This is a genomic window from Pseudomonas sp. TH32 (assembly GCF_016650855.1).
Lineage (GTDB): Bacteria > Pseudomonadota > Gammaproteobacteria > Pseudomonadales > Pseudomonadaceae > Aquipseudomonas.
Genome location: NZ_JAEKFA010000001.1, coordinates 628,915 through 647,630, shown reverse-complemented (window position 1 = coordinate 647,630; position 18,716 = coordinate 628,915). Strand labels below are relative to the sequence as shown.

General features: G+C 62.0%; 18 protein-coding genes and 1 pseudogene. 10 read left to right on the top strand and 9 right to left on the bottom strand.

Going from position 1 to position 18,716, the window contains the following annotated elements; genetic code table 11:
* Positions 1-7 precede the first annotated feature (7 nt).
* Positions 8-1,336 carry an OprD family porin gene (locus JFV30_RS03070; protein ID WP_201121844.1) on the bottom strand — a complete coding sequence of 443 codons (1,329 nt, stop codon included), beginning with the start codon at positions 1,334-1,336 and terminating at the stop codon, positions 8-10.
* Positions 1,337-1,574: 238 nt separating this feature from the next.
* Here JFV30_RS03070 and JFV30_RS03065 point away from each other — a divergent pair, with 238 nt between their 5' ends.
* The 4 genes and pseudogenes from JFV30_RS03065 (at position 1,575) to JFV30_RS03055 (ending at position 3,961) form a co-directional block, all read left to right on the top strand.
* Entirely contained in the window at positions 1,575-1,907 is a 333-nt protein-coding gene (locus JFV30_RS03065) for a DUF2790 domain-containing protein (RefSeq protein WP_201121842.1), read from the top strand.
* A gap of 63 nt (positions 1,908-1,970) precedes the next feature.
* Positions 1,971-2,789, top strand: a pseudogene (locus JFV30_RS33555) (PAS domain-containing protein); the annotation flags it as partial.
* 108 nt (positions 2,790-2,897) lie between these two features.
* Positions 2,898-3,329 (top strand): methyl-accepting chemotaxis protein, encoded by a 432-nt coding sequence (locus tag JFV30_RS33550; protein WP_371317243.1) that lies wholly within the window; start codon positions 2,898-2,900, stop codon positions 3,327-3,329.
* A gap of 53 nt (positions 3,330-3,382) precedes the next feature.
* Entirely contained in the window at positions 3,383-3,961 is a 579-nt protein-coding gene (locus JFV30_RS03055; protein WP_201121838.1) for a flavin reductase family protein, read from the top strand.
* Positions 3,962-4,293: 332 nt separating this feature from the next.
* Here JFV30_RS03055 and JFV30_RS03050 read toward each other — a convergent pair whose 3' ends face one another.
* On the bottom strand, positions 4,294-5,178 hold the full coding sequence (locus tag JFV30_RS03050; RefSeq protein ID WP_201121836.1) for a LysR family transcriptional regulator: 885 nt from the start codon (positions 5,176-5,178) through the stop codon (positions 4,294-4,296).
* A 121-nt stretch (positions 5,179-5,299) separates the two neighbouring features.
* On the opposite strand from JFV30_RS03050, the gene JFV30_RS03045 reads away from it, so the two are divergent.
* Positions 5,300-6,667: an MFS transporter gene (locus tag JFV30_RS03045; RefSeq protein WP_201121980.1), complete on the top strand. Its 1,368-nt coding sequence runs from the start codon at positions 5,300-5,302 to the stop codon at positions 6,665-6,667.
* A gap of 176 nt (positions 6,668-6,843) precedes the next feature.
* On the opposite strand, the gene JFV30_RS03040 is transcribed toward JFV30_RS03045, so the two are convergent.
* Positions 6,844-7,647, bottom strand: coding sequence for an AraC family transcriptional regulator (locus JFV30_RS03040; protein WP_010177073.1), 804 nt, complete (start codon positions 7,645-7,647; stop codon positions 6,844-6,846).
* 204 nt (positions 7,648-7,851) lie between these two features.
* On the opposite strand from JFV30_RS03040, the gene JFV30_RS03035 reads away from it, so the two are divergent.
* From JFV30_RS03035 to ddlA, 4 genes are read left to right on the top strand one after another with little or no spacing between them, the layout of a single operon-like run.
* A complete protein-coding gene (locus tag JFV30_RS03035; RefSeq protein ID WP_010177072.1) occupies positions 7,852-8,406 on the top strand; it encodes a DUF2975 domain-containing protein in 555 nt (184 codons plus the stop codon).
* Between the two features lie 7 nt (positions 8,407-8,413).
* Positions 8,414-8,629 carry a helix-turn-helix domain-containing protein gene (locus JFV30_RS03030; RefSeq protein ID WP_010177071.1) on the top strand — a complete coding sequence of 72 codons (216 nt, stop codon included), beginning with the start codon at positions 8,414-8,416 and terminating at the stop codon, positions 8,627-8,629.
* A 41-nt stretch (positions 8,630-8,670) separates the two neighbouring features.
* Positions 8,671-9,309: a LysE family transporter gene (locus JFV30_RS03025; RefSeq protein ID WP_201121834.1), complete on the top strand. Its 639-nt coding sequence runs from the start codon at positions 8,671-8,673 to the stop codon at positions 9,307-9,309.
* Between the two features lie 43 nt (positions 9,310-9,352).
* Positions 9,353-10,447 carry a D-alanine--D-alanine ligase gene (gene ddlA / locus JFV30_RS03020; RefSeq protein ID WP_010177069.1) on the top strand — a complete coding sequence of 365 codons (1,095 nt, stop codon included), beginning with the start codon at positions 9,353-9,355 and terminating at the stop codon, positions 10,445-10,447.
* On the opposite strand, the gene JFV30_RS03015 is transcribed toward ddlA, so the two are convergent.
* The 6 genes from JFV30_RS03015 to JFV30_RS02990 form a co-directional block, all read right to left on the bottom strand.
* The gene (locus tag JFV30_RS03015) at positions 10,437-10,592 is read right to left on the bottom strand and encodes a hypothetical protein (protein WP_242487007.1); all 156 of its coding nucleotides are present in this window, start codon (positions 10,590-10,592) and stop codon (positions 10,437-10,439) included. The two genes, ddlA and JFV30_RS03015, sit on opposite strands and share 11 nt — an antisense overlap.
* Before the next feature lie 295 nt (positions 10,593-10,887).
* Positions 10,888-11,616 carry a laccase domain-containing protein gene (locus tag JFV30_RS03010; protein ID WP_201121832.1) on the bottom strand — a complete coding sequence of 243 codons (729 nt, stop codon included), beginning with the start codon at positions 11,614-11,616 and terminating at the stop codon, positions 10,888-10,890.
* A gap of 23 nt (positions 11,617-11,639) precedes the next feature.
* Positions 11,640-13,466, bottom strand: a complete 1,827-nt coding sequence (gene ggt / locus JFV30_RS03005; protein ID WP_201121829.1) for a gamma-glutamyltransferase — start codon at positions 13,464-13,466, stop codon at positions 11,640-11,642.
* A gap of 152 nt (positions 13,467-13,618) precedes the next feature.
* Positions 13,619-16,030 (bottom strand): TonB-dependent siderophore receptor, encoded by a 2,412-nt coding sequence (locus tag JFV30_RS03000; protein WP_201121827.1) that lies wholly within the window; start codon positions 16,028-16,030, stop codon positions 13,619-13,621.
* 116 nt (positions 16,031-16,146) lie between these two features.
* Entirely contained in the window at positions 16,147-17,085 is a 939-nt protein-coding gene (locus JFV30_RS02995) for a FecR domain-containing protein (RefSeq protein WP_201121825.1), read from the bottom strand.
* A gap of 3 nt (positions 17,086-17,088) precedes the next feature.
* Entirely contained in the window at positions 17,089-17,586 is a 498-nt protein-coding gene (locus tag JFV30_RS02990) for a sigma-70 family RNA polymerase sigma factor (protein WP_201121823.1), read from the bottom strand.
* Between the two features lie 211 nt (positions 17,587-17,797).
* Between JFV30_RS02990 and JFV30_RS02985 the strand changes: the two genes are divergently transcribed.
* On the top strand, positions 17,798-18,688 hold the full coding sequence (locus JFV30_RS02985) for a bifunctional helix-turn-helix transcriptional regulator/GNAT family N-acetyltransferase (RefSeq protein ID WP_207201834.1): 891 nt from the start codon (positions 17,798-17,800) through the stop codon (positions 18,686-18,688).
* Positions 18,689-18,716 lie beyond the last annotated feature (28 nt).

Below are 18,716 nucleotides of genomic sequence, written 5' to 3'. Positions count from 1 at the left end.
TGACGGTTTAAAGGATCGCCAGCGGATACTCCACAATCAACCGGACTTCTTCCAGGTCTGACTCAAACGCACTTGAACGAACGGTCGCCTGGCGCAACCGCAGCGACAGGTCTTTCAAGTTGCCGCCCTGCACCACGTACTTGGCTTCGATATCCCGTTCCCAGCGGCGTTGATCGGTCAGCGGGTCGCCGGCCGCGTCCCGGCGCATGTACACCGCGTTGGCGTTGCTGTAGTCGGCGCCGGTGCCTTTGCCGTAGCGGGTCATGAACGAGAGACCGGGAATGCCGAAAGGCTGCATGTCGAGGTTATAGGTGAGCATCCACGAGCGTTCCTTGGGCGAGTTGAAGTCGCTGTACTGGATCGAGTTGTTGAGGAAGATCGAGTCGGACATGCGCAGGTAGTCAAAGTCGTCGTCCCCGTTGTTGCGCTGGTGGGACAAGGCCAGGCTGTGGGCGCCCACCTTGACCCCGAGCCTGGCGCTCCAGATGTTGTTATCGAACTCGCCCAGGCGTTTTTTGCCCTCGTCCACGGCCTTGTAATAGTTGAAGTCGCCAAACAGAGACACGTCATCGTTCAGCGGGTAGCTGGCGGCGCTGCCGAAGTAGTACTGGTCCCAGGCATCCTTCAGGCGGCTGGTGTACAGGCTGAGGCTGAGGTGCTTGTTCACCTGGTAGTCGCCACCGGCATAGCCGATCCAGGGCGAATCCACATTGCCCGCATAAAAGGTCGCAAAGCCTTTGTCCATGCCGCTCTGGGTCGGCTGGCTCATGCCGTTCAGGTGCCCGGCCTGCAAGCTCAGGCCCTCGATACTGGTGTTTTGCGCGGTGACGCCGCGAAAGCTTTGCGGCAATACGCGCGAGTCGCCGTAGGCCACCACCGGGGTCAGCGGGAATACATCACCGGCCTTGATCACGGTATCCAGCAGGCGCACTTTTACCGCGCCACCGAGCTTGCTGTAGCCGTCTTCGGGGTGATTGTCGCTGTCCACCGGCAGCACGCCGAACGAGCCCTTGCCGCCGCTGCGGCCAGTGCCGGAGTCGAGTTTCAGGCCATACATCGCAAAGGCGTCCAGGCCGAAACCCACCGACCCCTGGGTAAAACCGGACTCGAATTTGCCAATAAACCCCTGGGCCCAGGCTTCGGAGTAGCCATTGCCGGTGGGGCTCGACTGGCCTTTGCGGTCGTCACGGTTGAAATAGAAGTTACGGGCCAGCACGTTCAGCGTGCTGCCTTCGATAAAACCTTCGGGTTTGTCTTCCACGGCCATGCCTGAAAGCGGTGCAAGGCCCACCAGGGCGGCAATCATGGAAACGGAAAGTGTGCGGTTAGTGCTCATGTAGCGCTCCTCGGTTTTGGCAGCTATTAGCTTCTTATCGATGGGGCATTCTTGTTGTGGTGTTGCCCAAGCAGATAGTTGCAAACACGAGATAACGACGAGGTGGCGCACAGATTACAATTTTGGAATTTCAATAAAACATAACCAATAAGTAATCTTTCGGTGAACTTTACGACAGGCTTGGTTAGTTACCCTTGCTCTGAACTTTTAATTCAATAAGTCAGACGAGGAAGCCCTCATGAACACCCTGAAAACCACGGTTGCGGCACTGGCCCTGATCTTTTCCGTCGGCGCGATGGCTGAAGGCGGAGGTGATCGCACCTTCGCCCAGATGATGCAAAACAACGAGCAGGCGATGGCCGCCTACGCCGCGAAAAAGGGCCTGCCTGCGCCCGTCGTCCAGAGCTATCGCTACGGCATGAAGCTGGACATTGCCAAGGTGGTCAACGTGACGCCGCCGATCCGTTCGTGCAACGCAGTGCCGTCGCGCATGACGTATGAAGACTCCACCGGCAAACTCAATACGCTGCAGTATCAGGTCATGGGTATCTGCCGGAACAACGGCAGTTGAGGTCTCGAAAAATATAATTGAGCAACGGGCTAAAGCGCTCTTAAGAAAACGCCGGTAGCGCCGATGCAGGTCAGATTCCGTCCTCATTTGCCCACCGGTGCCTCCATGTTCAACACCCGTCTCAAGCAGGAGCTGTCTGCTCTTCGCGAAGAATTATCAAGCCTGCAGCAGGTCAAGGAGAGCCTGGACAGTGAAATGATGACCCTGACACTGGATCCCGAAGGGCGCATCGAGTCGGTCAATGCCATCTTTCTTCAGGAGATGGGTTACCAGGCAAGCCAACTGCAAGGTCGCTTGATCGACGATATAGTGCCGGCGCACGTCAAGCAGGATACGTTTCAACTGCGTTTCAAAAACGCCCTGGTGCGTGGCGAGCACTTCGCCGGTACCGTGCGCCTGACCCGGGGCAACGGCGACGAGGCGTGGCTGCGCTCCATCGTGCAACCGGTGCGCAGTTCGGACGGACGCATCAAGCATTTTTCGGTGTACTCCAGCGACCTGACGCGCACCATCGAAGCGTCTCGTGAACACGAAAACCTGATCACTGCGCTGGTGCGCTCCACGGCGGTGATCGAGTTTGACCTCAACGGTAATGTGCTGACGGCCAATGACCGTTTCCTCAACGGCATGGGTTACAGCCTGGCGCAGATCCAGGGCAAACATCACCGGATATTCTGTGAGTCGCAGGACGCCAACAGCGTCGAGTACCAACAGTTCTGGAAGCGTCTGAACGCCGGCGAATTCGTCGCCGGCCGCTTCAAGCGTGTCGACAGTCATGGCCGCACCGTGTGGCTGGAGGCTTCCTACAACCCGGTACTCGACGCCAATGAGCGGCTGTACAAAGTGGTCAAGTTCGCCACGGTGATCACCGACCAGGTCAACCAGGAGCAGGCCGTGGCCGACGCGGCCAACATCGCCTACAGCACCTCGCTGCAAACCGACAGCAGCGCCCAGCGCGGCACCACCGTGGTCACCCAGGCGGTGGACGTGATGCGCGACCTGGCCAAGCACATGCAACAGGCGGGCGAGGGCATCGAAGCGCTGAACGCCCAGTCCCAGGTGATCGGCAGCATCGTCAAGACCATCAGTGGCATCGCCGAACAGACCAACCTGCTGGCCCTCAACGCCGCCATCGAAGCCGCCCGCGCCGGTGAGCAAGGCCGTGGTTTTGCGGTGGTGGCCGATGAGGTTCGGCAACTGGCGTCGCGCACCAGCAAGGCCACCGAGGAAATCGTCGGCGTGGTGCGCCAGAACCAGGACATGGCCCGCGACGCCGTGGCGCTGATGACCGATGGCCGCCTGCAAGCCGAACAAGGCCTGGCCCTGGCGGCCGAGGCGGGCACGGTGATCGTGGAGATCCAGGACGGTGCGCAGAAAGTGGTCAGCGCAGTGGGGCAATTCGCCAATCAACTGAGCAGCTAGTCACCGGGGCTCATGCTTGAGGTATCGTAGGTTTTTTTCCGAGCCTTTCGTCCATGAGCCCAAACCATCGCCGTCCCGTCCCGCTGTCCAAGGCCTACCGCTTGCTCAACCACGGCCCGACCGTGCTGGTCAGCGCCGCGCACAACGGCCAGCGCAACATCATGGCGGCTGCGTGGGCCATGCCGCTGGATTTCGAACCGCCCAAAGTTGCCGTCGTGCTGGACAAGGCCACCTGGACCCGGCAACTGCTGGAAGGCGCCGGCACCTTCGTGCTCAACGTGCCGTGTGCGGCCCAGGCCGATATCGTGCAGACGGTGGGCAACACCACCGGCAGCGAGACCGACAAGTTCGCAGCGTATGGCTTGCAGACGTTCAGTGGTGAACACACCGACGCGCCGATGCTCGAAGGCTGCGTAGCGTGGCTGGAGTGCCGGTTGCTGCCGGAGCCGCATAACCAGCAGACCTACGATTTGTTCCTCGCCGAAGTGGTGGCGGCCGAGGCGGATGAGCGGGTGTTCAGTGAAGGCCGCTGGCATTTCGAAGGGCAGGATGCGCTGCGTACCTTGCACCATGTGGCGGGTGGGCATTTCTTGACGATTGGCGAGCCGCTGGAAGGCAAGAACCTGGCGTGAGGCTGTACATCAAACCCTGTGGCTAGGGGGCTTGTCCTGTGGCTATGGGGGTTGTCCTGTGGTGAGGGGCTGTCCTGTGGTGAGGGGGCTTGTCTGTGGTGAGGGGGCTTGTCTGTGGTGAGGGGGCTTGTCCCCCGCTGGAGTGCGTAGCGCTCCCGCTTTTTTTGGGGCCGCTACGCAGCCCAGCGGGGGACAAGCCCCTCACCACAGACAAGCCCCCTGCAACAGGACAGCCCCTCACCACAGGACAACCCCCATAGCCACAGACAATCCCCCTAACCACAGACAAGTCCCCCTGCCACAGGACAACCCCCCTAGCCACAATGGGTGTGTTACCACCGCGCCTTGTTGAGTGCCTCGGCAAACGCCATCAACTTCGGCGAGTACTGCCGCGACGGCGGATACACCAGCGATATCGCCCGGCTGCGCCCGGCAAAATCTTCCAGCAAGGGCACCAGGCGCCCGGCCGCCAGATCGTCTCTCACCGCAAAATCCATCACTTGGGCGATGCCAAACCCACCCACTGCACCGTCCACCAGCGCGTCGCCGATATCAAAGATCAGCCTTCCTTCGACGCTTACGTCCTGCACCTTGCCATCGAGCATGAATTGCCAGTCCACCAGCCGGCTGGTGCGCAGGTTGCGCACGGTCAGGCAGTTGTGGTCCTTGAGTTCATCGACGGTCTGCGGTGCTCCAAAACGTGCAAGGTACGCCGGGGCGGCAACGGTGACCCAGCGCAGCGGCGGCAGCGCCCGGGCGATCAGGCGCTGGTCCTGGATATCGCCGGTGCGCAGCAAGGCGTCAAAGCCTTCATCGACGATGTCCACCAGGCGGTCGGTCATTACCGCTTCGATGCGCAGGTCGGGGTATTGCAGGGTCAATTCGCCGATTACCGGCATCACCACCTTGCGGCCGAACAACGACGGCGTGCTGATTTTCAGCAGGCCGGACGGTGAACGGCGGCGGTCGAGCATCTGCCGCTCGGCTTCGGCCAGTTCCGCCAGCAGCGGCGCGCTGCGTTCATAGAGCATTTGCCCGTCGGGCGTGAGGCTGACGCTGCGGGTGTTGCGTTGCAGCAGGCGCACGCCCAGCTGGTTTTCCAGCCGGGAAATGGCCCGGGACAATCCGGATTGAGTCAGCCCCAGGTCCCCGGCGGCGCGGGTGAAGCTGCGGGTTTCGGCGACCCGCACCAGCAGGCGAACAGCGTTCAGGTCCATGATTAAAGTCATTACTGAAAGAGTGATAAGGCTATTTATCATCTGTTGAGCATGAAAGACACTGGCGCCTCTCATTTTCTGGCAGGACGCAGTGATGTCTTTCTCTCGACCCTCAGGCTGGATGCTGTTGCTGCTGGCGACCGCGCAACTGATCATCGCCCTGGACGCGACCATCGTGTTTGTCGCGCTGCCGCAGATCGGCAGCCACCTGGGTTTTTCCGCCCAGCAATTGCAGTGGGTGGTCAGCGCCTACAGCGTGGCGTTCGGTGGTTTCCTGCTGCTGGGCGGCCGCGCGGCCGACCTGTTGGGCAAGCGGCGGTTATACATCCTCGGCCAGTCGTTGTACGCGCTGTCTTCCCTGGCGGCGGTGCTCGGCGGCAGCGCCTTGTTGCTGGTGCTGGCCCGGGCGGTGCAGGGGGGCGGGGCGCTGTTGTTCCCGGCCACGTTGGCGCTGATCAACACCCACTACGCCGAAGGCCCGGCCCGCAACCGTGCGTTTGCGGTATGGAGCGCGGCGTCGGCGGCGGGCCTGGCCTTGGGTGCGTTGCTCGGCGGCGTGCTGACCCAGGCCTGGGGCTGGGAAGCGGTCTTCCTGGTGAACGTGCCATTGGCCGGCGCCTGCGCTTTGGCGGCGCGCTACTGGATCCCCGCCGATGGCGAGCGGGCCCGTGGGCGCAATTTTGATATCAGCGGCGCGTTGACCGTGACGCTGGGCGGCACGTTGCTGGTGTTCGCCCTGGTGCAAGGGCCGGAGTGGGGCTGGGCGGCGCCATCGACCCTCGGCTGCATGGCCGTGGCGTTGGCGCTGCTGGGGTTGTTCGCGTGGATCGAACACCGGGGCCGTGACCCCTTGATGCCGCTGCGGCTGCTGGGCTATCGCGAGTTGCGCATGGCCATGGTGTTGACCGCGGTATTCATGAGCAGCTTTGGCGTGCAGTACTACTTTCTGGCGGTGTATTACCAGCAGGTCTACGGCTACAGCGTGCTGCAGGCGGGGTTGGCGTTTTTGCCGGCGACCCTGGTGTGCACCGGCGGTATCTGGCTGGCTGAACGATCATTGGCGCGCCTGGGCTTGCGCACCACCCTGGTCAGCGGCCAGTTGGCGGGGGCGGTGGGCATCGCCCTGGTGTGCGTGGCGTTGCCGACGGGGGCGGGATTCTGGTCGCTGCTGCCGGGGATTTTCATCCTGAGTATCGGCCAGGGCATGACCTGGACGGCAATGTGGGTGGCTGCCGGCCTGGGCATTCGGCCAGGAGAGCAGGGCGTGGCGGCGGGCATGGCGTCCACCAGCCAGCAGATTGGCGGCGCACTGGGGCTGGCGTTGCTGGTGTCATTGGCGAATGCCGGCGGGTCGACGGGTGCGGCGCAGGCGGGTGGGATCGAACTGGCGCTGTGGTGGAGCGCGGCGATTGCCCTGGCGGGTGCGGTGCTGGCGTTAGCGCTTAAAGAGCGCGCTATAGAGTCGGATGCGATTTCAGCAGCGACATAAATCAACTGTGGGAGCTGGCTTGCTGTGGTGAGGGGGCTTGCCCCCCGTCGGGTTCACCATAGATTGATGGGGCTGCTTCGCAGCCCAACGCGGGGCAAGCCCGCTCGCCACAACAAGCCCGCTCGCCACAGCAAGCCCGCTCCCACATTTTTGGTTGTATTCCAAAGGCGGGATTTTCAGCGCCCGAGCATCTTCACCCAGCGCGACGGTGGCATGCCGAAGGTGCTGCGAAACTGGCGGGTCATGTGGCTCTGGTCGGTGAAACCGGCGGTCAGCGCGGCATCCACCAGTGACTGGCCCTGGCCCAGCAGGCTGCGCACCAGGTCCAGGCGACGCATGGTCAGGTAGCGATAAGGGCTGGTACCAAACAACAATCGAAAATCCCGCGACAACGCCCAGCGGTCGCGGTTGGCGTATTCCGCCATCTCATCGAGGGTGATCGGGCGGCCCAGCGCGCTGTGGATAAATTCCCGCGCGCGCTCGGCGGCGCGGTAGTCGAAGGTCTTGCGGTTCACCGTGATGCCCGACGCATTGTTCAGCGCCTGGGCCAGGTCAAACATCGCGTCCTGTTCCTGCAACGGATCAATCGGGCAATCAAGGCTTTGCAGCAACACTTCGCTGGCGCGGTACAGCCACGGGTCGCTGGACAGCCCGCCGGGAATAAACGGCAACGGCTTGCCGCCGAGCACCTGCTGGATCAGCGCCGGCTCCACGTAGATCATCCGGTATTTGAAGCCTTCCTCGCTGCCGGCCCAACCGTCATGCACTTCGTCGGGATGGATCACCATGGTCCGCCCCGGCAGGCTGTGGGTCATGCCGCCGCGATAGTGAAAACTCTGCACGCCGAACAGGGTGCGGCCGATGGCGTAGGTGTCGTGGCGATGGGGATCGAAGCCAAACCCGGCAAAATACGCCTCGATACGCTCCAGGCCACTGGCGTGGGGCGCGCGGTGCAGCCAGTCGAGAGAGGGTTTGGTCATGGTGAAAGCCGCAAGTCGGGACGCAAATACGTTAACCCAGTGTGACCGGGCTGTCTGCCGTGGTCTTGAACGATTGTGCCAGCACCGGAACGACGAGGGCAGGGATCCGGTTTATACGTGGATATCGCAAATCATTAAAAAATGATTGTTTTGCGATAATTTATCGTTTATTTTTCGCCTCACATTAACCCCCGAGGCTTACCCATGAATTCCCAACGTCTTGCCCAACTTAGCCAGCGCATGGCACTGCTCACCCTGCTGTTGATTGTCGCGATGCTGCTGCTCAATACCACCGCGTGGCTTTACCCGGTACAAAGCGCTTCGGTCGGGTTTGGTTTCGCCTTGAGTGCTCAACAGATCGAGGGGCGGGCCGAGATGGTGGCGGCGTTCCCTTGGTGGCAGACCCTGGGCGGTGTCCTGCTCTCCAGCATTCCCCTGATGGCGCTGGTGTCGGGCTTGAATCATTTGCGCCAGCTGTTTCAGAACTATGCCCGTGGCGAGTATTTTTCCAGCGCCGCCGCCCAGCACTTGGGTAAAGTAGGCCGGGCCGTGGCACTGTGGGTGTTGCTGGATTTTCTGTGCGAGCCATTGCTCAGTGTCTGGGTCACGATGAATGAGCCGGTTGGCCAGCGGCTGCTCACCTTGAGTTTTACCCCGCCCAGCATCGTTGCGCTGTTTCTCGCCGGCTGCATCTCGGTGATCGCGCGTATCCTGTGGCAGGCCAGTGAAGTGGATTCTGAAAACCGCACGTTTGTTTGAGAACAACATGTCTATTGTCATTGAGTTGGACGTTATGCTCGCCCGGCGCAAGGTCAAGTCCAAGGACCTGGCCGCCGCCATTGGTATCACCGAACAAAACCTGTCATTGCTCAAGCAAGGCAAGGTCAAGGGCATACGGCTGGCGACCCTGGACGCAATCTGCAAGTATCTGGAGTGTCAGCCGGGCGACCTGTTGGTGCACGAACCCGAACCTGAGCTGTAAACGGCAAGGCTCTTTTAATTCCCTTAAGGATGGATCAATCGATGCTTTTCCCCAGCCTGTCGTATGCCGCGCCGTTGTTGTCGCTGGCCTTGCTCTGGACCGTCGCGGTGGTGACGCCCGGCCCGAACTTCTTCAACACCGCGCAACTGGCCGCCAGTTGTTCACGCCGCCATGGCGTGGTGGCGTCGGCTGGCGTGGCCACCGGCACCGTGATGTGGGGTCTGGCAGGCGGCTTGGGGATCAAGTCGTTGTTCACTGCAGCGCCCATGTTGTACCTGGCGTTCAAGATCATCGGCGGCTGCTACCTGATTTACCTGGGGTTGAAGCTGTTCAAACGCTCGGCACCGTCGATGGCCCAGAACCTGTTGCCCGACGAACCGCGTCGCTCGTTGTTCTCCGCCTGGCGCCTGGGTCTGCTGGGCAACCTGTCCAACCCCAAGGCGGCGTTGTTCGTCGCGACGATCTTTGCGTCCACCATGCCGCAGTCACCGTCGCCGATGCTGTTGACCCTGGCCGTGATCACCATGGCGACGCTGTCGTTCAGTTGGTATTCCTGCGTGGCGCTGGTGTTTTCCAGTGAACGCATGGCCAACGTCTACAGCCGCTCGCGCAAGTGGCTGGACCGGTTTGCCGGTGGTTGTTATGTGCTGTTCGGGGCCACGCTGGTAGCGAATCGCTGACGGCTCATGGTAAGAAGCCTTACTTTCAAACGTGAGGCCGATCATGAGCAAGCTGCGGGTAGGGATTATTTTTGGTGGCCGTTCGGCCGAGCACGAAGTGTCGCTGCAATCGGCGCGCAACATCGTCGATGCACTGGACCGTTCGCGCTTCGAGCCGATCCTGATCGGCATCGACAAGGCCGGCCACTGGCACCTCAACGACACCTCGGGCTTTTTGCTCAACGAGGAAAACCCGGCGCTGATCGCCCTCAACCAATCCAACCGCGAACTGGCCGTGGTGCCGGGCAAGGCCAGCCAGCAACTGGTGGAAACCGCCAGCCAGGCCACCCTGGAACATGTCGACGTTATCTTCCCGATCGTCCACGGCACCCTGGGCGAAGACGGCTGCCTGCAAGGCCTGCTGCGCATGGCCGACTTGCCGTTTGTCGGCTCCGATGTGCTGGGGTCGGCCGTGTGCATGGACAAGGACATCAGCAAACGCCTGCTGCGTGATGCAGGGATTGCGGTCACGCCGTTCATCACCCTCAACCGTCGCACGGCGGCGCGAACCACCTTCGAACAAGCCCGGCAGAAACTCGGAGTGCCGATGTTCGTGAAACCCGCGAACCAGGGTTCATCCGTGGGCGTCAGCAAGGTAAGCAGCGAGGCTGAATATCAGGCCGCCGTAGAACTGGCCCTCGGGTTTGATGAAAAGGTGCTGGTGGAGTCGGCGGTAAAAGGCCGGGAAATCGAATGCGCCGTGTTGGGCAACGAGAATCCCATCGCCAGTGGTTGCGGCGAGATCGTGGTACGGGACGGTTTCTACTCCTACGACAGCAAATACATCGATGACCAGGCGGCCCAGGTGGTGGTGCCGGCGGACATCAGTGTTGAAGACAGCGAGCGCATTCGCGCCTTGGCCATCGAAGCGTTTGAGACGTTGGGCTGTGCCGGGCTGGCGCGGGTGGATGTGTTTCTGACGGACGAGGGCGAGGTGCTGATCAACGAGATCAACTCGTTGCCGGGTTTTACCCGCATCAGCATGTACCCCAAGTTGTGGCAGGCGGCGGGCATGAGCTACAGCGAGCTGGTAAGCCGATTGATTGAGCTGGCGCTGGAGCGGCATGCGGGGCGTAAGGGGTTGAAGATCAGCCGGTGATTTTTACGGGTTTAGATTTGGACGGGCTGGAATGCTGTACCTGCCCATACCGGCCAGTTTTGATGTCCACAATTGCAGCGAGTAGTTCCTCGCCGATGTTGCGTTTGGTGTCGCGTTTTTTAAGTCGGTGCTTGGTGAGCGGCATGAGGGCTTGCCTTCTTTTTTTTTGCGAAGGATCTTCGCAATTTGCATGATCAGCAAGACCAACTTTGTTACCGACCGAGGATCGGTTTGGGAATCTGACGAAACCTTTTCATGAGTGAGATCCCATTGTGGCAAGGGAGCTTGCTCCCGTTGGGCTGCACAGCAGCCCTGAAACTGGGTACGGTGCTCTTCCTGAAAAAACGCATCAGCTCATTCTGGGGGTGCTTCGCACCCCAACGGGAGCAAGCTCCCTCGCCACAAGTTTGGTGTTGCCGGAGACGCTGTATTCGGCCGCTTTATCGTTGCGTTTTTCGCGAAATCCACGAATACAACAACGTCTTGCGCTCCGTGCTGTCATGGGTCCTTCGGCGATAACTCGCAAACGCTGGCGAGGTGCAATACGTGCACACCTCACTCACCTCGACCTGGTCACGCTTTATGCCGGCGGCCTCCAGCAAGATCAGCGCATACCGGCTCAAATCAAACCACGCACTCAAGGCCTGCCTGGGTTCTGGCGTCTGAATCTCCGGTGCCAACAACGGCCCCGGCTGCTCGAACGTCCACGGCGCATTTCCGTCCGGCCATAAGTGACCCTGGCTCGCCTGCAACTGCGCGACAAACTCGCCGCTCACCTCATAGCAACACGGCTTGATCGACGGCCCGATCGCAACCCGTAATTGGTCCAGCGCCACACCCTCGGCGCTGAACCGTTGCATGGCATTGGCGATAATCCCGCCTTGCAGCCCCTTCCAGCCGCCATGAATTGCCGCGACAAAATCTCCGCTCTCCGAGGCCATCAGCAACGGCAAACAGTCGGCAGTGATCACCGCGATCGGCTGCACATCCCGGCTGAAAACCCCATCGGCTTCAACCGTATTGGCCGTAAGCTCCGCGCTCCATTCAATGGTCGTGGCGCTGTGCACCTGCTTGCAGATGAACACGTCGTCAGGCCGCAATGGATCGTCAATCGAACAGAACCCATGGTCGACGCCAACCAGGGCGCCGAGGTTATTTGCCTTGTGCACGCGCAGCTCTCCAGTGAGTCACATCAGTCCCCGAGGGCCTCGCCTTCACGGCGTGGGTCCGCACCGCCGATCAACGATACCTTGCCCTGGGCATCACGCACCCGAACGATCGCCTGGGCGCCGCTGGTCATGTCGATTTCACTCAGGGCGTGGCCCTTGTCCTTCAGCGCCTGTTTCAACGGCGCACTGAACAAGCCGGCCTCCAGTTCGGTCGCCCCGTTGCGGCTGCCGAAGTTGGGCAGGCCGACGGCGGCTTGCGGGTCGAGGTTCCAGTCGAGCATGGCCACCAGGGATTTGCTCACATATTCGATGATCTGCGAACCGCCCGGGGAACCGACCGTGGCCACCAGCTCGCCGCTCTGGCGATCGAACACCAGCGTCGGTGCCATCGACGAACGCGGGCGTTTGCCGGGCTCGATCCGGTTGGCCACCGGCTGGCCGTTCTCTTCGGGGATGAACGAGAAGTCGGTCATCTGGTTGTTCAGCAAAAAGCCCTGGACCATCACATGGGAGCCGAATGCCGACTCCACGGTAGTGGTCATCGACACCGCGCCACCCACGTCATCCACCGCCACCACTTGCGAGGTGGAAATGCGCAGTGGCGAGCGATCCGGCGCGTAGGCCACCTGAATGCCCGCAGGCTTGCCCGGCTTGGCGACGCCCATGCTGCGCTCACCAATCAGCGCGGCACGGCCGGCCAGATAATCCGGTGCGACCAGCCCGGCAACCGGCACCGGCACGTAGTCCGAGTCGGCCACGTATTGGGCGCGGTCGGCATAGGCCAGGCGGTCGGCTTCAGCGATCAGGTGCACCGCGTCGGGTACCGGCTCCAGGCCTGCGGGAGAGTCGTTCTTCACCGGCTTCAATAGCGCCAGCGTCATACGCGGGTCGCGGGCTTCCAGGGCCTGCAACGTACCGAGGATCTGCGCGATGGCGATCCCGCCCGACGACGGTGGCGGCATGCCGCAGACTTTCCAGCGCTTGTAGTCGGTGCACAGCGGCGCCCGCTCAACCGCGCTGTAGCCCTTGAGGTCAGTCAGGGTCAGGCTGCCGGCGTTGCTGTTGCCCTGCACCTTGCGGGTGATTTCTTCGGCAATCGGGCCGTAGTACAGCGCGTCCGGCCCTTCCTTGGCGATGCGCTTGAAGACGTTGGCCAGCGCCGGGTTTTTCAGCAGCGTGCCGGTGGCCTTGGGGCTGCCGTCGGCGTTCAGGAAGTAGGCGGTCATTTCCGGCGAGCGGCTCATGTAACGGTCGGCGGCGATCAGGCTGTGCAGGCGCGCCGAGATCGGGAAGCCCTGTTCGGCCAGGCGAATGGCCGGCTCGAACAGCGTTGCCCACTGCAGGTGACCGGTCTTTTTGTGGGCCATTTCCAGGGCGCGCAACACGCCCGGGGTGGCCACCGAGCGCCCGCCAATCTGTGCCTGCGGGAACGCCATCGGCGTGCCGTCGGCGTTGAGGAACAACCGCTCGGTAGCGCCCGCCGGTGCGGTTTCGCGACCGTCATAGGCCTGCACCTTTTTGCCGTCCCACAGCATGATAAACGCGCCGCCGCCGATCCCGGACGACTGCGGCTCCACCAAGGTCAGCACGGCTTGCATGGCAATCGCTGCGTCGATGGCCGAGCCGCCCTTGCGCAGGATCTCGCGCCCGGCTTCAGCCGCCAGCGGGTTGGCGGCGGCCGCCATATGGCGCTCGGCGTGGCGGGTGCTCATGTCGGTGCGATAGCCCGAGCCGAGTTCCGGGGCGGGCGGCAGTTCGGGCGCGGTGGCGCTGTGGCAGGCGGCGAGGGTGAGGGCAGTGGTAATCAGTGAGAGGGCGGTAAGGCGTTGACGGTGGAAAATCGAAAGCACGCGATGACTCCGTTCATTTGAGAATGATCTGTTGTCCGTGCAGAGGAATGTACATCAGTGGTTTGGAGGAGGGGAGTTTGAATGGTGTTTAAGCTCATGCCGCCCGGCATGAAAAAGCCCGCAGTCAGCGGGCTTCTTGTGTCACAGGTGGGTCACCACGTGTATTTGACGCTGGTCAGCAACGTACGCCGCATCCCCGGATAACACTCGTAGGAGTCATCACAGGTCGCTACATACTCGGTGTCCAACAGGTTCTGTGCATTCACCGAGACCGTCACGTTCTTGTTGATCGGGTAGCTCACGCCCGCGTCGAACAGGGTGTAGTTGTCGATGTGATAAGTGTTGCCGTTGTCGCCATACAAGGCCCCGGTGTACCGCGCGCCGCCGCCCAGGCTCAGGCCGTTGAGCGCGGTGTCGTGGAAGGTGTAGTTCAGCCATGTCGACGCCATGTGCTTGGGCACGTTGGCCGGGCGATTGCCTTCATCGCCGCGGTTGCTCTTGGTGATTTCGGCGTGGGTGTAGGTGTATGAGGCGATCAGGTCCCAATTCTGGTCGAGGCGGGCCTTGATCTCCGCTTCGATACCCTTCGACTGCTGCTCGCCCGAAGCCACGGTAAAGCCGGTGTTCACACCGCCGACAATCTCGTTGGTCAGCACATTGGTCTTGGTCAGGTCGTAGGCCGCGACGGTCATCAAGATGGCATCGGTGGGCTGGTACTTCACGCCCACTTCCCACTGATGGGCCATGCTCGGGTCGAAGGCGCTGCCATTGCGGTCCGTGCCGGTGTTGGGGGTGAACGACTCGGCGTAACTGACGTAGGGTGCCAGGCCAAACTCGGTGAGATACGTCAGGCCCACGCGGCCGGTGAAGGCGTTGTCTTTCTGGTTGGTGGACGCGCCCACGTGGTTGTCCAGCGCGTTGCGCACGTAGTCGTAACGGCCGCCGGCGGTGAGGATCCAGTGGTCATCAAACTTGATCTGGTCCTGCAGGTAGCCGCCCACTTGTTCGATGGTCTGGTCGTAGTCGATCGAACTCAAGCTGTTGGCCGCCGAGGGCCGGGTGATGTCTTTGCCGTACTGCGGGTCGTAGAGGTTCAGGCTCGGTGCGAGGATGCGCCAGCGTTTGATATCGGCGTCTTGCCAGGTGTAGTCGACGCCCATCAGCAGCTTGTGGGTCAGCGGGCCTGTGGTGAAGTCGGCTTGCAACTGGTTGTCGAGGTTGAAGGTGTCCATGTGCTGGTCGAAGCGGTCGGCGATGCGCGTCACGTTGCCGGTGCTGGTGTTGACGGCGGCGGGCAGCAGGTTCTGGAAGATCACGTCCACCTGGCCGTAGCGGGCGTTCTGGCGGAATTCCCACGTGTCGTTCAGGCGATGGCGGAACTCGTAGCCCAGGCTGTATTGATCCTGGTCCAGGTGGTTGAAGCTGTGGTCGCCCATCAGGATGTTGGTGGTGTGGCCGTTGGGCGTGCTGTAGGCAAACAGCGAACCGCCGTTGTGGTCACGCATGAAATCGGTGAGCACCGTCAGGCTGGTGTCTTCGTCCGGCGCCCAGGTGAAGGAGGGCGCGATGTACAGGCGGTCGTCTTTCAACTCGTGGCCATCGGCGTATTCGACCTGGGTGTCGGCATCGCGGGCCAGGCCGACCACGCGGTACAGCAGGTGTTGGTCGTCATCCAGCGCACCGCCGATGTCGAATTGGCCCTGCAGGCGGTCATGATTGCCGCCGGTGATTTGCACTTCGTTGACGTGGTTGGCGTCGGGCTTCTTGCTGACGCGGTTGATTATGCCGCCCGCGTCGCCCTGGCCGAACAGGCTGGAGGCCGGGCCGCGCACCACGTCGATACGGTCGAAGGCATAAGGCTCGCTGCGGAAAAACGCATAGCTGTTGTTTTGCTGGCGCAGGCCGTTGAGGTAGTCGCTGCTGGCCTGGCCGTTGAAGCCGCGGATGTACAGCCAGTCAAAACCCTTGGGGTCCAGGCCGTAGGCTTCGACCTTGACGCCCGGCACGTAGCGCAACGCATCGGTGACGGTCTGTGCACCCTGGGCCTGCATCTGCTGGCGGGTGATCACCGAGATCGACTGCGGGATTTCGATGATCGGCGTGTCGGTCTTCGAGCCGCTGCTGCTGCGGGTGGCGACGTAGCCTTCCACCGGTCCGGAAGCCGGTTCGGTAGATTCGCCGGAGATGCTGGTGGGGTCCAGTTGCACCGTGCCGTCCACCATCGGGATCAGCGAGTAGCTGCCATTGCTCAGCAACACCGCCTGCAATTTGCTGCCGGCCAGCAGTTGGCGTAGGCCTGAGTCCACGGTGTAGCGGCCGTGCAAGCCTGCGGACTTTTGCCCTTGGGCTGCGCCGGGCTCGAAGGAAATGTTCACGCCTGCGGTGGCCGCGAACTGAGCCAGTGCTGTGTTCACCGAGCCGGCGGGAATATCGAACTGGCTTTCAGCGCCGGTCTGCGCCCAGGCACACGGCGCAATCGCCAGCGCCATGCCCAGCGCAACCCGGCGGATGGCGCGGGAAAGGCGGGCGGGTGGAGTTTCAATCATTGGGGTGTGCGCGGACATGCAGTTTCCTTTCGCCCTGTGGCAGTAGTGGTGGCGTCTACGGCGCCTCTATCTACCAAGTCGAACGAGAATCGGAATCAACAACCCCCAGGCGAAGTTATTTTTTGGATGGGCCTTTAAGCGGGCTCCACACGGGTCCAGTAACGGCTGAATTGGCGCACGCGTACCGGCAGGGTGGAGGTCAGGTTTTCGAGGATGGTATCGGTGTTGGCCAACTGAAACGCCCCCGAAATACGCAACGCCGCCACTGCCGGATCGCAGGCCAGGTGACCGGGGCGATAGCGCTGCAGTTCTCTGATGAAATCCCCCAGGCGCGAGTCATTCACCACCAGCATGCCGTGTGTCCAGGCGTCGGCTTGTTGGTTTGCCGGTTGCAGGTTGCCTGCCACGTCCTCACTGAACGCCAGTTGCTGGCCGGCCTCTACCCGCACCGTCGGGCTTGTGTTGGCGGTGCGCACTTCAACCGCATGTTCCAGCACGCAGACGTGGGTGCGGTCGGCTTCGCGACGCACGATAAAGCGCGTGCCCAGGGCGCGGATACTGCCTTCCCGGGTGTGCACTACAAATGGCCGGGCCGGCGTGTCACGGGCGGTTTCGATCAGGATTTCACCGCTGAGCAATTGCACTTCCCGCAGTTGTGGGCTGTAGCCGATGTTCACCGCCGTGGCGGTGTTCAGTTGCAACTGACTGCCATCATCCAGGCGCAGGCTGCGGTGTTCGCCGGTGGCGGTGCGCTGGTCGGCCATCAGCGACGGCAGCGGCGTGGTGCGCCATGCCAATGCGCCGGTGCCGCCCGCCGCCAGCAGCAGCGACAGCACTTTAAGCACGTCACGCCGTTTGGTGCGTGCACTGCTTAGCGTAGGGCGTGCGATGCCCGGGCCGACGCGCTCAAAGCGCTCCTGCAAACGGGTCAGCCGCTCCCATGCCAGGCGGTGATGCGGGTCGCCGTCGAGCCAGCGCCGATGGGCTTCACGGGTGGCGTCGTTCAGCTCGTCGCAACGCAGGTCTACGTACCAGCGCGCGGCCGCTTCGAGGGTTGCATGATCCAGTGCCACGGCTTACTCCTCGGCGGCCAGCAAGCAATGCATCAGGGCGCGCACCGCATGTTTCTTCACGGTGTTGACCGAGACATTCAACTGTCGGCCGATCTCCACGTAGCTCAAGCCGTCGAGCTGGGCCATCAGGAAAATCTCCCGGGTACGGCCACCAAGGCCATCGAGCAAACGGTCGATTTCCACCAGGGTTTCGATGATCAGCAGGCGGGTTTCAGGCGAGATATCCAGCGCTTCGGGGCGCGCGGCCAGGGTTTCCAGATAGGCCTGCTCCAAGGCGCGACGGCGGAACATGTCGATCATCAGGCTGCGGGCAATGGTGCTCAGGTAAGCGCGGGGCTCGCGCAACGGTTGCGTGGAGCGTTGGGTCAGCACCCGTACGAACGTGTCCTGGGCCAGGTCCGCCGCATGGTCGACGCAACCCAGGCGTTTGCGCAGCCAGCCGCAGAGCCAGCGATGATGGTCTGCATACAGGATTTGCACGATGTGTTGCTCGCAGGGCATGGCGTAAACCCGAAACATGTTTGTTTGATAATGAATCTCATCTTCATCGCTGCGCCGCTATTTGGCAAGTGCGCGTTGGTGAATACGCGCCCGTTGATTTGCATATGGTTGTGCGATACAACTAAATACCCTTCTCATCAGGCAAAGGTTTTTCACCGTGAACCGTTCCAAGCCAGACCTTATCGATCAGATCCGCAGCGCCTCGCGTCTTATGGTGCGAGAGCTGGGCTTTATGCAGCCGAAGCTGGCGGCCAGCAGTTATCCACCGTCATCGGTGCACACGATTGTTGAAATCGGCGAGCGCGGCGCGCTGACGGCGGCGGAACTGGTCACCTTGCTGGGGCTGGAAAAGTCGTCCGTGAGCCGCATGGTGCGCAAGCTGATCGAGGCGGGCGAACTGGAAGAGTTTGCCAACGAGGACGATGCCCGCTCGAAAAAACTGCGGCTCACCGCGCGAGGCCAAAAGACGCTGGGCGAGATCGAAGCGTTTGCCCGGCGCCAGGTGGGCGAGGCGATTGCCGACCTGTCCAGCGAGCAGCAACAGGCCGTCAGTCGTGGGCTGGATCAATACGCCGGCGCCCTGCAAACCCAGCGCACCGGCGCCCGGCAACCCCGGCACTACCGCATTGCCCGTGGCTACCGGCCGGGCGTGATCGGGCGCATCGCGCAGATGCATGCCGAGTACTACGCCAAACACGCCAATTTTGGCCAGCCATTCGAAAGCCTGGTGGCGGCGGACATGGCCGAGCTGATGGGGCGCCTGGCCAACCCGCGCAACGAAGTGTGGACGGTGCTGGATGGCGCGCAGATCGTCGGCTCGATTGCCATTGATGGCGAGGGCGAAAACGGCGAGGCGATCCTGCGCTGCTTTATTTTGGACCCGTCGGCCCATGGTCAGGGGTTGGGTAAACGGCTGTTGAAAGAAGCGGTGGATTTCTGTGATCAGCACCCGTTCCCGGCAGTGCGGTTGTGGACGTTCAAGGGCCTGGACGTGGCGCGCAAGCTGTATGAAAACGCGGGCTTTGTGCTGGTGTCGGAGCAGGAAGGGCAGCAGTGGGGCAAGTCGGTGGTGGAGCAGTGTTTTGTGCGGCAAGGGGTTTGATGCAACAGCGCCCCAGTCAGCGGGGCAC

Excerpts from the sequence above, each read along its gene's own strand:
- JFV30_RS03070 (WP_201121844.1), bottom strand. The coding sequence starts at position 1,336 with ATGAGCACTAACCGCACACTTTCCGTTTCCATGATTGCCGCCCTGGTG.
- JFV30_RS03065 (WP_201121842.1), top strand. The coding sequence starts at position 1,575 with ATGAACACCCTGAAAACCACGGTTGCGGCACTGGCCCTGATCTTTTCC.
- JFV30_RS33550 (WP_371317243.1), top strand. The coding sequence starts at position 2,898 with ATGCGCGACCTGGCCAAGCACATGCAACAGGCGGGCGAGGGCATCGAA.
- JFV30_RS03055 (WP_201121838.1), top strand. The coding sequence starts at position 3,383 with ATGAGCCCAAACCATCGCCGTCCCGTCCCGCTGTCCAAGGCCTACCGC.
- JFV30_RS03050 (WP_201121836.1), bottom strand. The coding sequence starts at position 5,178 with ATGGACCTGAACGCTGTTCGCCTGCTGGTGCGGGTCGCCGAAACCCGC.
- JFV30_RS03045 (WP_201121980.1), top strand. The coding sequence starts at position 5,300 with ATGCTGTTGCTGCTGGCGACCGCGCAACTGATCATCGCCCTGGACGCG.
- JFV30_RS03040 (WP_010177073.1), bottom strand. The coding sequence starts at position 7,647 with ATGACCAAACCCTCTCTCGACTGGCTGCACCGCGCGCCCCACGCCAGT.
- JFV30_RS03035 (WP_010177072.1), top strand. The coding sequence starts at position 7,852 with ATGAATTCCCAACGTCTTGCCCAACTTAGCCAGCGCATGGCACTGCTC.
- JFV30_RS03030 (WP_010177071.1), top strand. The coding sequence starts at position 8,414 with ATGTCTATTGTCATTGAGTTGGACGTTATGCTCGCCCGGCGCAAGGTC.
- JFV30_RS03025 (WP_201121834.1), top strand. The coding sequence starts at position 8,671 with ATGCTTTTCCCCAGCCTGTCGTATGCCGCGCCGTTGTTGTCGCTGGCC.
- ddlA (WP_010177069.1), top strand. The coding sequence starts at position 9,353 with ATGAGCAAGCTGCGGGTAGGGATTATTTTTGGTGGCCGTTCGGCCGAG.
- JFV30_RS03015 (WP_242487007.1), bottom strand. The coding sequence starts at position 10,592 with ATGCCGCTCACCAAGCACCGACTTAAAAAACGCGACACCAAACGCAAC.
- JFV30_RS03000 (WP_201121827.1), bottom strand. The coding sequence starts at position 16,030 with ATGTCCGCGCACACCCCAATGATTGAAACTCCACCCGCCCGCCTTTCC.
- JFV30_RS02990 (WP_201121823.1), bottom strand. The coding sequence starts at position 17,586 with ATGCCCTGCGAGCAACACATCGTGCAAATCCTGTATGCAGACCATCAT.
- JFV30_RS02985 (WP_207201834.1), top strand. The coding sequence starts at position 17,798 with ATGGTGCGAGAGCTGGGCTTTATGCAGCCGAAGCTGGCGGCCAGCAGT.